This window comes from Segetibacter sp. 3557_3 (assembly GCF_004354985.1).
Taxonomy (GTDB): domain Bacteria; phylum Bacteroidota; class Bacteroidia; order Chitinophagales; family Chitinophagaceae; genus Segetibacter.
This window is the reverse complement of record NZ_SMSK01000004.1, coordinates 27,877-44,491: the sequence shown is the minus strand read 5'-3', so window position 1 is coordinate 44,491 and position 16,615 is coordinate 27,877. Positions and strand designations below refer to the sequence as shown.

Below are 16,615 nucleotides of genomic sequence, written 5' to 3'. Positions count from 1 at the left end.
ACTGATGACATCTAAAACTCGTAGCCAATTGATTTCAGGTTCTCTCGTATTTCTGTTTCCAACGAACGGCCTTTACTCAGTTGTTCGGCCAGTTTACTTGTTAGTGCAGCTATTTTGTCACTAAACAAAATGCCATCATCTTCTTCAGCTTCTGTGCCCACATAACGCCCGGGCATGAGCACGTAATTATTGTTTCGTACTTCGTCGAGGGTAGCTGCCTTGCAAAAGCCGGGGATGTCGTGGTAGGTTTGAGATCCCTCCTTCGTCGGGCTGAGAGGTTTGTTGCGCCAGGAGTGGTAAGCTTCGGTTATCTGTTTTATATCGGCATCTGCCAGTTCTTTGTTCCGGCGGTTGGTCATAAAACCAAGCTTACGCGCATCGATGAACAAAACTTCGCTACTGCGGTTTCGGAACTTACCATTGGTTTTGTTGCGTGCCAAAAACCACAGGCAGGCAGGTATCATGGTATTATAGAACAACTGAGCAGGCAAGGCCACCATACAATCAATAAGGCCGGCCTCAATCATGGCCTTTCGTATGTCACCTTCGCCACCGGTGTTGCTGTTCATACTGCCATTGGCGAGTACAATGCCGGCGGTACCGTTGGGGCTAAGCTTGTGTATAAAATGCTGCAGCCAGGCATAGTTGGCATTGCCTACCGGTGGTACCCCGTATTTCCACCGGATATCTTCCCGTAGTTGTTCACCGCTCCAGTCGCTGATATTAAAAGGGGGATTAGCCATGATAAAGTCGGCCTTCAGGTCTTTGTGACGGTCGTGCAAAAAGGTGTCGCCAAGCTCGATTTTGGTGTCAATACCGCGAATAGCAAGGTTCATTTTGGCGAGGCGCAATGTCGTAGGATTGCTCTCCTGTCCGAATACAGAGATATCGCCGAGGCGGCCACCATGTTCTTCGATGAACTTTTCGCTTTGTACAAACATACCACCGCTGCCGCAGCAGCCATCGTATACGCGCCCCTTGTAAGGTTCCAGCATCTCTACCAGCAGCTTTACAATAGAACCAGGCGTATAGAACTGCCCGCCGCTTTTGCCTTCAGCATCGGCAAACTGTCCGAGGAAATACTCATACACCCGGCCCAGCAGATCCTTTGACTTGTGGCCAGGTTGATTGAAGCCGATGGTACCAATCAGGTCGATCAGCTCGCCAAGCCGCTGTTTGTTCAGATCAGGATCGGCATAGATCTTAGGTAAGACACCTTTGAGCGGTGCGTTTACCTTTTCAATTTCGTCCATGGCATCGTCGACCAACTTGCCGATCTCCGGCAGTTTGGCCCTCGATTGCAGGTATGCCCAACGGGCCTTTTCCGGAACATAAAAAATGTTGTTGCTGGTGTATTCGTCTTTGTCGTTGAGGGTTTGGTAACGTTCCTGGTCTTCTTCGACGTACCAATCGCTGTTGGGGTCTTCTAGTTCGAGCTTCAGCTGGTCGTAACGACCGTTGAAAGCATCGGAAATGTATTTTAGAAAAATCAGCCCCAGGACGACGTGTTTGTATTCGGCTGCGTCCATATTACTGCGCAATTTGTCAGCCGCAGCCCAGAGGGTTTTCTCCAGGTTCTTGAAATCACTCATAGTGTTTTGTAGCAATTAGATTAGAAAAAGCAATGTAGGGAAAAGTTGGAGATGGTCAAAAATGGCTGCCAAAAAAGAATTTATCAGTTGAAGAAGGGTCTAAGCAATGTTTTGAAGCATATCTACATTGGCGGTTTACCGATTATTTACGCGTTTTCAGAGATAATTGCTTCTCTTTCCCAATTGTTCGATGTGAACATCGGAAAAATTGACAAGGGAATAGTACAACTTAGTGCTTTAGACTATGCTTAGAAGAGAATTGCGGGCATGTAAAATGCCGACTTTATGGTATGATACTAAAAATTTCAACAGACAAAGGTTTTGTTATATAAATTAAGTAAAATTGCTACGGGTCAATTCCTGCCAAGCTTACCGCTAACATCAAAGTATCAGGAGATTTAATATTTTGCTAACCAAAAAGACATGACTTTACAAGAATTAAAGCAGACAAGACCACTTGCACGACTTTTTGGAGGCAAAAAGTTCATTGAACCCCTTGCCGACGCCAGCAATAAATTGCAAGAGTCTAAGTCGAAAGCGGATAACCCAAATACGATTTACCTCGACGCAAAAAATATTTGGATTACCAACGATGGGTTGCTTAGGGATGAAGGAGTACTTTTTGGATTAAGCGGTGCCTCAACAGAAGAAAAACTGCTGGCAATAAAGAACTTTTATGCTGACCTAAAAGCAAGCGCTGATGCGAAAAGATTAGCTGCCAGCAGCTCGTTAGAAAACCTTTTAGAAGAAAGAAAACAGCTCGACACAAAAAGCCGGTTTCTGGAAAACTTGACTAACTTAAAAAATGAAGCGGAAGTCCTTAGACCAGATACACAATTTCTTCGAAACCTTTTAGGTTTGATTTTTATCTCAGCAGCCGCTGTTGGCAATTTCTATCTGATCCACTACTTTATCTCACCTCGGTTTGGAATTGCAGCATCGATCGGTATTTTCCTTTTTGGGTTATTTTCTCTAATTGCTCCTTTATCATCATGGCTAGATCCGGAGGAGCAGAAAACCAACACTTTCTTTGGCAAGTTGAAGATCGCCCTTTTAGAAATAGGTTCACCTTTAGCGACAACCATCCTTGTATCATACATAGTGTTTGAGGAAACACTTAAGATTGGTTTTACAATAGCTTTTGGGCTCTTTCTTCTTTTCGTATTCTTTTTTTGCGGCAAGCTGTTATTAGGGGTGTTTCACAAGATTGTAAAAGATTTTGGGCTGATAACTACTAATTTAAAAGCGGCCAGGCAAGTACGCAAACAGAAGGCAGACATCGAGAAGGATGCTAAAGACACACAGGAAAATCTCCTTCAAACCCTACAAAATATCGAAAAGCTGCAAACTGAAGTATTGGAGCTTCAAGCTCAGTGCACAAGTTATGACCAACAGTGCGAACTGAAAATAAACCTCTTTTTGAGTGAGTACAATCTTGCAAAGAATTATTACGCTAACCCAAATATATAACTCTGGTGGAAGAACAAAAAAGCAGACCTGAACCTACTGAGGCCGATGCAGCCAATATACCATCGATCATTACAGAAGTAAAATCCACAGCAGACGAACCCGTTGAGCAAGACAAAAGCCTTCAAACATTTAAATTATACGAACATGGGATAACGAATGGTCTTATGTCAATTCCTCCTGAGATGTTCGAAAGGTTTATATCCTATTATTATGAGGAGATAAACAAGGACCACAGAATTAATGAAACAAAGGACGAAATAGCAAGCTTATCAGATACATACACTAAAGCACGAGCAAAACGGCTTGACCTTGTTTCGAAAGAATTAGAGCAAAGAGCAGAACATGGGATATTGATTCTTGAGTCGAACGATATTGAGAATAAGATTAAGTTCTGGCAGGATAAGCTCAGCCGGGCGAAAGAAACGATCAACGAATTGAAGGAAAACGTAAAAACTGATTATTCGCTTTTGGCTGCAATTATCTTTTTTGTCTTCGCAATATTATTTATCGGGGCAGATTATGGCATCGCCCTTAATATAGTTGCAACAAATTTGCAGATCGGTACCAGCACAGATGGCCAAGGCACTGTTCATATAACTTACATCGCTTACATGTTCGCCATTGCGATTGCAGGTCTTTCGGTAGTGCTCAAGCCTGCTTACGACCGACTGATCGAGAAGCCGTATCATAATAGTAAAGCAAAGAAAAGATTTGCCATTTTCATCATTACGTCATCGATACTTGTCCTGGCAATGCTCGTTGCCTTTGGCATTTTTAGAGAAGAAATGATAAGCAAGGATCTGGGCTTAAATGATGCAAGCACATCTATTGATGCTAACTCCAATTCAACGCAACCAAATGCTGAAAGCAGCTCATCATCATCACCAGCGGCGGCTTTCGCCATCATTTCATCTACATTTCTCTTTGCTATTGCCGGAGCGGTTTCACTCGGCATTTCTATTCCGGTGATTTATAAAAGTTACCGCATTACCTGGAATAACCTTCGTCAAAAACTATGGAATAACAAAATATTCAATTTGGCTCGAAGAAAAGTAGCGATTGAGTCAAAACGACTGAGGGCGGAGCAGGCGATTAAATTGGTTGAAGAGGAGCTTTCAGACCTTCAGGAAGAATTGGGGCATAAAGAGCTCATTAAAGATAAAAAGGAGCTGTTGCAGGTGTTTGTTGGAAGCAAAATGCATAAGCTAATTGAAAAGAGCAAAGCGATTTATCAGGATGGATACTATCGGGGAGCGAAGCTTTCCGGGAAAGTTACGGACGAATGGTTGAATGATAGTGTGATGTCTAGCACTCAGTATAGCAACGCCGTGTCTTCCTCGGCATTACCGGCCTCCACGAGCAATATTCATTCAAGAACGAGACCCTTTGTGGCACTACGGAGAATGATATCACAAAACTTCAGGAATAAGGCAAATAAGGACGGAAATGTAAACTTTGAATACTATGATTTTGACAAATAGATTTGGTTACACGCTTTGGTTAAGCCTACTTACCTTGAATTTGATCTTTCAAAGCTGTAAAACCATCCCCGACGAGGATCCGGAAGCCACCGGAAACATACCCCAGAGCATTTTGATATTCGTAGATAAAAGCGCGAGCGTAAGTTTTCAGCAGCCCGGTGTTCAACAGAAGTCTCAATCAATTCTTAAACATGGAATTGATCAAATTAGTAGTGCCGATGATGCACTTAAACTTTTGGTCATTCATGATAAAACCAGAGCTGCGAGTCCGGTCGCTAATTACGAAGTCCCGCAATTTAGTTGCAAACCGAACCTCCCTCCTTTGGCGATTAAAGCAGCCAGAAACGCTTACAAAAAAGAGATTGGAAAACAGAAGCTCATGTTTTTTTCAGAATGTACCGAATTCTTGAGCAAACCATTAGATAACGAAAACAAGCGAGGTACTGATATAGTTGGTGTGTTAGAGGTAATATCCAGGATGGAAAGAAAAGACGTGCAAAAAGAAATTTATCTATTCACAGACGGGAAGCAATCGTCAAAAGAATTCATTGTGAACCCAAAAAACAAGCAGGAAGCGGAAAGGTTGGCAATACAGCATGTGCAAAAGATTAACAGAGAGCTAGCTATTAAGCCTGAAGTTCTTAGGGACTCTTTCATTCACTTTGTACTGCCATATGAAGCTAATTCTACGAAGTATGATCCAAACTTAACCTACTATTGGGAAAAGCTCTTTAATGAGTATAAAATTTCAGTGAATTTCATGTAAAAAGCTTCCATATTCACTCGGCCTTTAATGCTCTGTTTAAATTGCTTTATGCGCTACATAATTCTTATTTGGTTTTTTGCCTTTCTTAGCTGCAAAGAAGCAAAGAACCATGAGCTTGCCACTACGATCACAGGTAAGGTGATCAAAGTGAAAGACGGGGATACAATAGACATTTTGTTTGAAAATAAGCCCTTGACTATACGATTTGCAGATATTGATTGTCCTGAAAAAAGCCAGCCGTTTGGAAAAGCAGCAAGACAGTTTGTTTCGGCAAAATGTTTCGGCCAGGTTGTGACGATTAAACATCTGAATAAATACGACAGGTGGCACCGACTTGTGGGAACCGTGCTTGCAACCTCAGGGGAAAACATCAACATCAGCCTGTTGCAGGCCGGTTTAGCCTGGCATTATAAAAAGTATTCGAACAATCCAGGTTATTCGGTACTGGAACAAGAAGCTAAACAACGACAATTAGGTGTTTGGTCAGAGGTGAATGCTGTGGCGCCGTGGGACTGGAGGTAACTGCATCTCTGGAAAAAGTACGATTTGACAGATGTTCTATTTAATTTGATTAGATTGTTACTGAAAATCCAAAACAAGTGTTGCATTAAACGACGATGAACCGTGCAGCAACTTTCCCGTCGTTCGATAACAAGCAGTGCCAGAATTTGATTTTTACTGCTAGAACTATCCTTACGATACATAGATTTACTCAAAGAATATTATTGTGAGCCAAATAGATTTATTTAGCAGTGAGCAGGATTCGCGGCCCAGCAAACTGGGACATGCGAATATTGCGTATAAAACTGTCGGGACCATACTTAATATTACCTCGGGGTTTATGGCGGATTATGATTACTCACTAAATCCGTATTCAGGATGTGCTTTTGGGTGTACCTATTGTTATGCAGCTTTCTTTGCCAGAGATAACGAGCAAAAGGATACCTGGGGTTACTGGGTAAACGTGAAAGAAAATGCACTCCTGCTGTTAAAAAAGTTTCGCTCGAAGCCAATCACAGGTAAAACTGTTTATATGAGCAGTGTTACCGATCCCTATCAACCTATTGAAAGAAAGATCGAACTAACAAGAGATATCGTAAAAGAACTGTTGAATTACCATCAGCCAAGACTTGTTGTTCAAACAAGAAGTCCGCTAGTTACACGGGACATAGATTTGTTCAGAAGATTCAACGCTGTCCAAATCAACATGACTATTACCACGGATAGTGAAAAGGTAAGGAAGGTTTTTGAGCCAATGTGTCCGGGTAACAGATCTCGATTGGATGCAATTAAAGAAGTTAACGGGGCGGGAATTGACTCCTGTATTACGATGACGCCTTTATTACCTATCGAGGATGCTCATGTATTTGCTAAATCATTATTGGAGACGGGAATCTCAAAATTCATTATTCAGCCATTCCATGCCGAAAGGGGAAAGTTTACTGCAGGCACAAGGAATGAAGCAAAGAAGTTGTTCAATGAGTTCAATTGGACCAAAGAACGGTATATGGAGGTTGAAAATATTATCCGACAGTATATTCCAGATATTGGAATAGGTAAAGAAGGATTTAAGCCAATATGAATAAACAGCAGCTAACGGATTTCTTCTGCAAAGAGCAGTTAACCCTTGAAGTGATCATCCTTGAAGCAGCAAAGAAATTCCTTGCTGATCACGAAAGTCTCCCCAATTTTTTTTACGATTTAAGGTGTGCACAAGAGGAAGCTTACAACCTAGTGAAAAATGAAGACTTGTGTTATGACCGATACACAACACCATTCGCCTACACGTTATGGTACCAGGCAAGAAGGATCAACATTTTCCTCTCGAACTTTATTGATAAAGTTGTCGAGGCTTGTCAGTCGAATGTTCCCATTACGATATTTGACCTTGGGGCGGGCACCGGATGTATACAGTTTTGTTTTGCAATTGCTGCCGCAGCATGCGAGAGGATGGGCTACATATTACCAATGTTCCGAATCGTAAATGTGGATCTCAGCCCATTTATGCTTAACTACTTGCAGAAGTACTTGTGGCCCGAAGTGATAAAAAAATACCCCGAGGTCAAAGGTGTGGCAGTTGAATATCATGTTTACTCCTGGTCGAATAAGGCTGAGTTGAGCATTATCAATCCTTGGGTTTGCGCCAGTTACCTGTTTGACTCTTCAGATAACGAGGATTATTTACAGACAAACTTTAGCGAACTCATTACTGCCTTTAATCCGTCAAAAGTTCTTTTACTCACATCGTCACAGTTGCACAAGGAGCAATTAATGCAAAAGCTAAGTACAAATATGAAAGGGGTAGGCTATCGTATTTTAGCAAGACCTTCCTCCTCTCTTCTCTTTCAGGGCAACTTACAATCTGTTTCTGACTTTAGGAATACGCTCGTTAACAAATATGGGTTAAAAGCAAGTTTATACCCGGTCAGTTGGCAGGATAGAAGTTTTACGACTATTGGCCTTGAAAAATTTCAAACAGGACTCAGCTTCAATCTTCAGCGATACCCTGATCATTTCAACCTCTTCAACCCTCCGCTGAAGATAAGAAGACAAGTGGCTTTGAACGAAGATCAGAGAAAAGCCTCCTTATTTGAAGTACGACCGTCAATGATTACAGGGCCTGCAGGTTGTGGTAAAAGTGTGGTCATCACTGAGAAAATCATCAATCTTCTGGAAGAAAGAAAGTGGACGGGACCTATCGCGATATTGGTTACGACCTTCAACAAATCACTATTGCGCCAACTAAGAGCATGGATCTCAGATCTCTTAAACCAAAAGGACAAGAACTATAAACAGGTTTACTACTCGGTAAGCAATAACATGGATGACGGAACGGGAAAAATTATTATTAATAACCAGCAGGACTTTTTTATTGAGTTCCTCCATTTCGAAATGCTTGCTAAGCATATCGGCAATATTAAATATCTGCCATTTGAGGAGGCTACTCACGTTCGAAAGTTGGAAGAGATTATTAAAGAAGTGAGGATTGAAATGAGCATTCCTGAGAGCAAGATGAAAAATATTCTTACGCCTGAGTTTCTTTTAGAAGAGTACCACAGAGTAATTTATGGATTGCAATGCAGAATCAATTTAGGTGAAGGTGCTTACCTGGCAGTAAGTCGGGAAGGCCGTGGCAAAGGTTTAAGAGGTTCTACTCAAAGGCCTGCAGTTTGGCAAGCTTTAAAGAAGTACGCCGTATGGATGGCCAGAGATCCAAAAGCGGGGCAATCCTATTCGGCTAGAAGGCAGTTGCTATACAATTTCCTTGAAAAGGGTGAAATCGTTAAAAAACATGATTACCTGTTTGTAGATGAATTTCAAGACTGCACACGTACTGACTTCGAAATAATGAACATGCTACTGTCAGAAGCCAAGAACATAGTCTTAGCTGGTGATTTGGCCCAATCAGTTCATATTGGTAAATCTGGTTTTATCCCTAAAGATGCAGAACGGGGCAACTGGAAGAGACACCAACTCAGAGGATCTTATCGTTTACCGTTCCGAATTTGCGAAGCTATCTATCCATTATCCAGTCAAATAAATAAAGCCTCTATACACAAAGAAGCAACCGCGGAAATTACACCGTATAAGGGTGCTCCACCCGGAGCGCGGCCTCTTTTTGTTTACGCAGGCGACAATATTCAACTGGCTAAAAAGCTCAGCCAGATTCGGGCTCAATACAGCGTATTTGATTTGAACAGGATAACCATCATGGAAAAGGACGATAACCTGTGCAAAGAAATCAGAGGTCTGGGTATCATAGGCGAAACAACAACCATTTTACGATTAAAAGGCCTCGAGAAGGAGTTCATCGTATGGTCGTTGCAAGCCGATATAGAATACGAAGACGAAGTAATGGAATTTGCCTATACCATCATGACAAGGACAAACTGCCTGCTTGTTATTGCGAGCACTCCCGAAGCCAAAGACGTTCACTTTCCGGTACTTAAATACCTTAGGCGAGATCGCCTCATTATGTGGGACATTGAGTCGGAGCGTAATTTCGGAATGCTGCTTGATAAACAAGTAGTTGCGGAAGGAATAGACGATTGAGGAGTTTTTAGTCTTTCAAACGTAAGTTTACCAGGAACCTTGTTTGTCCTGATATTTGGTTAAAGAGTATTTATCACAACTAAAGAATGCGCAGTGAACCTTTTATTGGGGAATTTTGCTACGCCAGAGTTTAGCGGTCCTGATTCTCGAAACTAGGAACGGGATTAAGGATGTTTGTGGCCATGAATTCTATACTTTGCTATAGAATTCGGAAGTGAAGACCCGAGCTTTCGAGCCGAAAGAACGTAGGGACGAATAGGATGGCATAGTGTATATACGAAGTGTGCTTATTGTTATGTCAGTACTATTATGCAGATTGCACTTCAACAAAAGTAGTCAACCATAAAAGACATCCGCAATGGAAGAACGGATCCGAAGGAACCCAGATCTCTTGATGAACATGGGCTTCGAAAAGGAAGAAGAGGCAACCTCAAATAGTGAGCGCTGGGTATGGTATAGAAAGGACGTTTCTATTGGGAACACTGATATGTTTTTTCAGATAGTAGTTACGTTCAGCTTGACGATCGATGATGACCCTGACGCAAGTTTTACAGAAAATCACAGTTACGCCTACGAGCGCACCGAGTGTTTGCTTATAGATGATAATGGGGAAACAATAATGACAAGCAGTTTTAATTTTAAGACAAAGAACGACATTAAAAGATTGGAGTCTCTGTTTGGTTGATGCCGTCGATCGTCCCATTTACTTTTCATTTAACCACAATGTTGGCAGGTAAAATCAAGTTCCTCCAGCCGGTCCTAAAAATATTCTTTCTTGTATTCTGTTGATTACACTACTGCTCATTTTCTGTCAGCAAGTATCCGCTCCAACATCTCCCTCTTCTCCTTTTCAGATTGCAACAATCGTTCGTAAAGCTTTTTGTTTTCTTCCAGGGCTTCCATCCATTTTTCAATTGGATTGATATTGAATGTACAATGCGAATTGAATACTGATGCGTAATCGTTGAATGTGCTCGAGATAACATTAACAACCTTTTCTTCATCGAAATTCTTTATCGCTTCCGGGCTTACGTGCAAGGCCTTCCCTACTTCCTGCAGTATTTCGTCTTCAATCACTTCTTTGTCTTCGAGGCGGGAGACTTTGTGCTGCGACCAATCTTCTCCTAACGTGTATGCAAGCGCTTCCTGCTTGATGCCGAGCATTTCGCGCAACCTTTTGATGTTGCGGCCATGGTGAACTTTGCCGGGGGTTGGAGTGGTTGTCATGCAACAAATATAGATAGTTTGAGGGTGTTTTTATACTGCCTTTTACCCGTGTTCTGACGTGGTAAAATATGGTCTCCGTTTGCATTTTTTAGTTCTCGTAGAAATATAATATGCAGGGTGGCGGCGGTTATTTCGTTGCAAATAATTGCACATGCATCTACCCTTCTTTCATTCCAGCATTCCGCCATAAGGTAATGGCACACGGATAACACGGGTAGAACGGATAGTTGGAACACGGATAACGCGGATGGAATGGATCACAGAGGATTTTTTAGTGAGCTCATTCTCAAAGTTTGGACCTCGCCATGGTATACCAAAAACATTGTGATAAATGGTAGCGCGCCTGCCCCTACTTCACAGACAATATCCACAACCATCCCTCCAACCCGTGTCATCCGTGTTCCATAGTTACCTATTGTTCTGCTTAATCATAACATTCACTACAAACAAATAACAACATGTACAAACCACAATCCCTTTCCCGCATATTATCATTTGGCTGGTTGCCTTTTATTATTGCCTTTATAGTTGCCATTGCCTGCAACCGGCAAAAGGATGTACCCATAGTTAAACCTGCTTTACCGTATGGCATGTTAGCCGGTGTGGCTAACCTAAACCTGATGCAATCCGGGGCGAAAAACAGCCCCATGTATGCCAGGCTTGCATCGTCGCTTGATCATAGCCAGGTGCAGGTATTTCGTTCGCGCACTGAAGACGTACAGGTGTATGTCGTTAAACTAAAAGACCGGGATCAATACTACGGTGTAAAGCTCCACGGTGGCATCGCCACCACCGAAGTGCTGTTCAGCAGAAAGATGAAAGACAACCAGAATGGTTCGATTGGGCTATGGAAAGATAATGAAGCGATCATCATCGATTATGAAGATGGCAAACGCACCATCCGGGCAATGACCGGACCTGAGTACAAGATATATTTTGCTAAGGAATACCACGGCGGCTCGGGGTTTTGCCAACGGGAAGCCGGAGAAACCTTCGCCCAGTGCTACAATGCGGAAAGCGACGAATTCTGCGACTCCTTTGTTTCCTGTATCGCGATTGCTACTAATCCACACATTCCTGTTTTGATTTCTATTGCGTGTAGTTGTCGCGCAGCGGACTGAAGAATTATGTTGAGTGGCTGGAGAAGTTAAGAGTTATGAGCGACAACAGTTATGAGTTATGAATTGAGAGTTATGCGTAAGTGTTGTCGCATCATCGCGTTTGTCAATTGTTTAAAATAAAACTCGTCAAATTTTAAGTCAGTAAACTCCGGGCTCGGGTTCCGGAGTTTACATTTTAAAAAGAAAGTATTCATTATGCAAAGTAACATAGGGATGAAATTATTATTTATATCCATTGCCTTAACCATTGTCGGCTCACTATTGAAATTAGTGCATTGGCAGACGGCATCAAACGTTCTTGTTGGTATAGGGTCAGCTTTGTTTATTGCGGCGATTGGACGGATGGTGTATGAGGTGGTGCGAAGGCCAAGAAACTGACCTTGCATCGCAAAGTGTTTTTCGTGTCCTCTTGATCAACACGAACATCCGCAAGGAACGACTGCTTCAGCACAGTAGTATTATGAACTAAGTAAACCCTGTCGCGATGCAGCGGACAAACTGAGAAAAACGTGTAGCAGAGACATCGTTGATAGTTTCAGCTTTCAACAAATCTGGTCGTGTCACTTTCTTTGCCTTGATGCAAAGAAAGTAACCAAAGAAAAATCAAGGCTGTATAAAAATGCGCTAAAAATTGTTCCATGTCTCTACAGCGAAAAAGCTAAAGCCAAGCTCCTTGTTATCCTTCGATGAAGACTTGTGAATATCAGAGAATAGTTATTGATCATTTTCGCTGCTTAACGAAACATTGAACAATTTTCTTAACGCCATTTTTATAAGGCCTTTTGAGCGAAGATCGAAGCGTAATCTCCGACGTAAGGTGTCAAGATTATTTTACTTAAGGAATAAGGGAGCCGCAATGCCCCTCCACTACATAACTGCAAAAGTCAACCAGAGCAGCCATGCAGCGATAAACCGACGCACACTTGAAAGAGATAAGCAAAAAGCAAGAGAAGGCATATTGGTCCAACAAACGTTATACTTGTCGTGAACCCATCAAGGAACCGCTGCCCTTCACCACAGTAGTGCAAAAGCTAAATCAGGGATCTTGCCACAACGCCCGTCCGACTGGCGCAGCCGGGCGGAGGCTGTTATCGTTGTGGCTGCCCTTTTTGTTCCTGTTGCCTGCCCCGCTATAAGGGTCGAGGTTGGCTGGCGGGGGGCAAGCAAAAAAGGATGAAGAATTGCCTGGCGGGCACAGCCGTAATCCTGTATCGAATATGAAAATGCTCAGATAAGTTAAGGTGCACGAACCTTCATAAGGATGTCTTGCCACGGAATCCTGAACTGAATTCAGGATGACTTACGAATTGCTTAAGATGTGTACACTTGCAAATTGGGATGTTGTGCCAAGGGATCCTGAACCGAGTTCAGGATGACGTCCGATACAATAGCCATTGATGTTTTGCTTTTCTTTTTGCCTTGATGCAAAAAGAAACAAAAAGATCAAGGCTGTAGGGAAGCCTGGCTAAAAATGGATCTGCCCCGGCTAAAATGAATAAGCTACAACGGAAGAATACTTCCGAGCACTGTGCGACTTACAGGCGGTGAATAAATCCCGGCTGATGTATCAACTATTCATTTTTACGCCTGCACTGATCCATTTTCTTAACGCCGCTTCCCTAAGGCCGGTCCACCGCATCACGCTTCCGACATGAAGCAAAAACATCGTAGCGAGTACTGGATGTCATGCCAGGCATCCTGACCTAATTTCGATTGATGCAGGAGATAGTTAACGTGCATGAATTGTATGTTAGTCGGGAACTCATCAAGGAACAACTGCTCTTAACCACAGTAGTACAAAAGCTAAATCAGGGAACTCGCCACAACGCCCGTCCGACTAGCACAGCCGGGCGGAGGCTGTTATCGTTGTGGCGGCCCTTTTTGATTCCTGTTGCCTGCCCCGCTACAAGGCTTGCGTGTTAGCTGGCGGGGGGCAAGCAAAAAGGAACGAAGAAATTCCATCAAGGAACAACTGCTCTTAACCACAGTAGTACAAAAGCTAAATCGAAGAACCCCTGCCGGGAACACCCGCCCGGATGACTCCAGTCGGACGGGGGCTGTTGTTGTTCCTCCCCAACGTTGTTGGGGATCTTTCTTGCCTTCCAATTGCATGCCCCGCAATGAGGCTTACGGGTCAGCTGGCGGGGGTCAAGCCCCCGTCCGAACCCGGGTACATCCGGGCGGGCGTCGGACTGGCGCAGCTGGGCAAGCAAAAAGTAAGAGAGAATTGCTTTTGGCGAACAGCCGTAATCCCACACAGGATCGGAAAGGGTCGCAAGGGTTCACATGCACGAACCTTTAGTTGAATGTTTTGCCAGGGGATACTTAATCGAGTTCAATATGACGTAAGACGAAATTTCCATGCACGATGTCATTACAGTCGTGAACCCATCAAGGCTCAACTGCCCTTCACCACAGTAGTACTAAAGCCAAATCAGGGAACCCCGCCGGCGATAGGCCGTTTTTATCGCCGGCTGTCTTTTTTGCCTTCCTTTTTGGACAAGCAAAAAGGAAGAGAAAATATCATTAGTGCAGAATTGTAATCCCGAGTTCAAATAAAAAAAGTTGCAATAACTCATATTCACGAACCTGGATGGGAATGTTATGCCAGGGGATCCTGAACTGAATTCAGGATGACGCACGACATTGTTGTCGCTCGCAAACCATTGTTAGGATGTTTTGCGCTGCTATGGCCTGAACTGCGGGGAATAGATATTATGCTGTACAAGTGTGCGACGCAACGATGTCGATAGCAGTAATTCCGCCCGGCCCAAAAAAGAAAATATCTTATGCAGCACGATGTGCAGTATAAAAGTCGCATTTGCCTTTCTAACGGGTAAATAAAAGGCTGCTTAAACAATTTCGAGCAGCCTTTGCAATAACGCCGGTCTAATACGGCGCACTATTATTTGAGGTATCCATAGTATTCCTCATCTGTTGCGCAGTCCCACCAGACAGGCATACTCCAGATACCAGGTTCACCAGCGTGGGGATTCATGGCAAGCGCATTTGCTCCATTGTAATTTTGTTCAAGCGTTGTCGGTAGTGCCCAACGGCGTTGCCAGTACCTGACATCCGTTTTGGAACCACCAATATACAGGGACGTACCAGCAAACAGGGGTCCCCGATCATACCCGGGATAAACGACTCCAAAGCCGCCAACATTACCAGCACTAAAATTGAACCGGCGCATATCGTTCCAGTTTTCGATACTGCAACCCATGGCCACCCATTTTTGCAACATGATGTCTGACATGGTTAAACCTCCCTGGGCAACAGCATTACTTTGAAGATAGGCATTAATGTCGGCCTGGTCCATGGGTGCCATATCGGGATTTGTAGCCGCATAACCGCTACCTTTCCACTGGTTGAGCTTGGCCTGCATCATATCCATGTGCGCCTGGATAGCCCCCTTGTATGCGATAAGCGCAGTTGCGTTGTCGCCTTTTCTCAGCGACACTTCAGCCTTGATAAACAGCATCTCATGATAGGTTAATATTTCCTGGTCGGAGACAGGACGAACCTGGAAGGAGCCGGTAGAACCAACGACGCCAGCAGCATAGGCTGCAGCTGAAGGGTACCAGTTAACGTCTGTGGCAGGTTGTGCTGCTATGCCTGATGTAGCCAAAGCACTGCTACGCAGGTTTACATAAACAGTGTCTCCGGCATAGAGATAGTTGGTACTATTTATAAAGATGGAACCAGCCCTATAGGTTACCGTTACGTTGTTGCCGCTGGTCGTGTACGTACGACCTGAAGCAACCTGGGCCGCAATGAAGTTTGCACGTTCTGTTGCATCAGCGATAGCATAAGTTACATTGGTATTGGCAGCAGCATAAGCTGGGGTTACAATAGAAGTGGCGCCACCTTTGACCAGGCGGACTGACGGACCATAAGTATCAACCCCTATTGAACGGTTCCAGGTGTATGATATAACCTTACCGCTGGCATCAAGTCGCACATTCGCCATAGAAGCAGGCACAATTTTGCTCATACGGGGATCAACCACTCCGGAGCCACGCATGTTGGTGAGCAAGTTGTAATAGTACTGGGAAATGCGTTGGTTACTGCCATAAGCCGCATAGTCGAAGTTGCCATTGGTTACAACAGGGTCACCGAGTAAATAGTCGGTCACCGTACTGTTGTTGAAGCCCGGTCCTACGGTGTTCTCGGCATTAGATTGCGGGGCTCTAGACAAACAATACAAAATAGAATCAGCATTATACAGGTCCGTTTTTTTGGATAGTTTCAGCATGTAGCGGGCTTTCAATCCCCAGCATAGTTTTATCCACTTGTTTACGTCACCCCCATTCCACAAATCCCCGGTTCCGAGCGACGGAGCTGAAGCCTCCTGGGTTCTGCCAAATAAGCTGATGGCTTCATTCAATTTGGCCATGCAGCCGTAATAGATTGTTTTGCCATCATCATAACTAGGGCTGGGGTTCCCGGCTAATGCCTGTGTGTAAGGCATTTCTCCATATATATCCAGCATTTGCATAAAGCCCAATGCATGAAACACGTCGGCCGCAGCCATATAGTGGTATGCACCATTTTTCTGCGCAGTATTATACATATCGTTCAGGTTAGACGCTACCTCCACAAACCACGTCTGGTACGGGGTAGTATTACCTGTGTGTGCGATCCATGTTGTGCTCAATGCGTTGCCGGTGGCACTGTTGCTATAATATACGCCGGCTGCGGCAGCAGTTCGAAAATTAGCCACGCCGGATGTGTACTGGTAAAAATGCTCGATCCAGGGCAACCTGTTTTGAACCGCTATCGTTGCATTGTTTGGATTATCCGGATCGGTATTGACATCGAGAAATTTTTTGCATGAGGCCAAACTTAGCAGGAGTACCGAGCCCAGTATAATGTATTGTAACTTTTTCATAATGTAATTTTCAC

10 protein-coding genes are annotated in these 16,615 nt (G+C 43.7%); 7 read left to right on the top strand and 3 right to left on the bottom strand.

The window, feature by feature from the left end; genetic code table 11:
• Positions 1-11 precede the first annotated feature (11 nt).
• Entirely contained in the window at positions 12-1,592 is a 1,581-nt protein-coding gene (locus EXU57_RS08200) for a type I restriction-modification system subunit M (RefSeq protein WP_133267712.1), read from the bottom strand.
• A gap of 423 nt (positions 1,593-2,015) precedes the next feature.
• On the opposite strand from EXU57_RS08200, the gene EXU57_RS08195 reads away from it, so the two are divergent.
• The 6 genes from EXU57_RS08195 (at position 2,016) to EXU57_RS08170 (ending at position 9,362) form a co-directional block, all read left to right on the top strand.
• Positions 2,016-3,062 (top strand): hypothetical protein, encoded by a 1,047-nt coding sequence (locus EXU57_RS08195; RefSeq protein WP_133267711.1) that lies wholly within the window; start codon positions 2,016-2,018, stop codon positions 3,060-3,062.
• A 5-nt stretch (positions 3,063-3,067) separates the two neighbouring features.
• The gene (locus EXU57_RS08190) at positions 3,068-4,543 is read left to right on the top strand and encodes a hypothetical protein (protein WP_133267710.1); all 1,476 of its coding nucleotides are present in this window, start codon (positions 3,068-3,070) and stop codon (positions 4,541-4,543) included.
• Positions 4,527-5,309, top strand: a complete 783-nt coding sequence (locus EXU57_RS08185) for a hypothetical protein (protein WP_133267709.1) — start codon at positions 4,527-4,529, stop codon at positions 5,307-5,309. The genes EXU57_RS08190 and EXU57_RS08185 overlap by 17 nt, the downstream gene beginning before the upstream one ends.
• Before the next feature lie 48 nt (positions 5,310-5,357).
• Positions 5,358-5,831 (top strand): thermonuclease family protein, encoded by a 474-nt coding sequence (locus tag EXU57_RS08180; protein ID WP_165958076.1) that lies wholly within the window; start codon positions 5,358-5,360, stop codon positions 5,829-5,831.
• Positions 5,832-6,036: 205 nt separating this feature from the next.
• Entirely contained in the window at positions 6,037-6,891 is an 855-nt protein-coding gene (locus EXU57_RS08175) for an SPL family radical SAM protein (RefSeq protein ID WP_133267707.1), read from the top strand.
• Positions 6,888-9,362, top strand: coding sequence for a UvrD-helicase domain-containing protein (locus tag EXU57_RS08170; RefSeq protein ID WP_133267706.1), 2,475 nt, complete (start codon positions 6,888-6,890; stop codon positions 9,360-9,362). The genes EXU57_RS08175 and EXU57_RS08170 overlap by 4 nt, the downstream gene beginning before the upstream one ends.
• An 801-nt stretch (positions 9,363-10,163) precedes the next feature.
• Here EXU57_RS08170 and EXU57_RS08165 read toward each other — a convergent pair.
• Complete coding sequence (locus EXU57_RS08165; RefSeq protein ID WP_133267705.1) at positions 10,164-10,589, bottom strand: helix-turn-helix domain-containing protein; 426 nt, start codon at positions 10,587-10,589, stop codon at positions 10,164-10,166.
• A 458-nt stretch (positions 10,590-11,047) separates the two neighbouring features.
• Between EXU57_RS08165 and EXU57_RS08160 the strand changes: the two genes are divergently transcribed.
• Positions 11,048-11,710, top strand: coding sequence for a hypothetical protein (locus EXU57_RS08160; protein ID WP_133267704.1), 663 nt, complete (start codon positions 11,048-11,050; stop codon positions 11,708-11,710).
• A gap of 2,905 nt (positions 11,711-14,615) precedes the next feature.
• On the opposite strand, the gene EXU57_RS08150 is transcribed toward EXU57_RS08160, so the two are convergent.
• Positions 14,616-16,601 carry a SusD/RagB family nutrient-binding outer membrane lipoprotein gene (locus EXU57_RS08150; protein WP_133267703.1) on the bottom strand — a complete coding sequence of 662 codons (1,986 nt, stop codon included), beginning with the start codon at positions 16,599-16,601 and terminating at the stop codon, positions 14,616-14,618.
• Positions 16,602-16,615 lie beyond the last annotated feature (14 nt).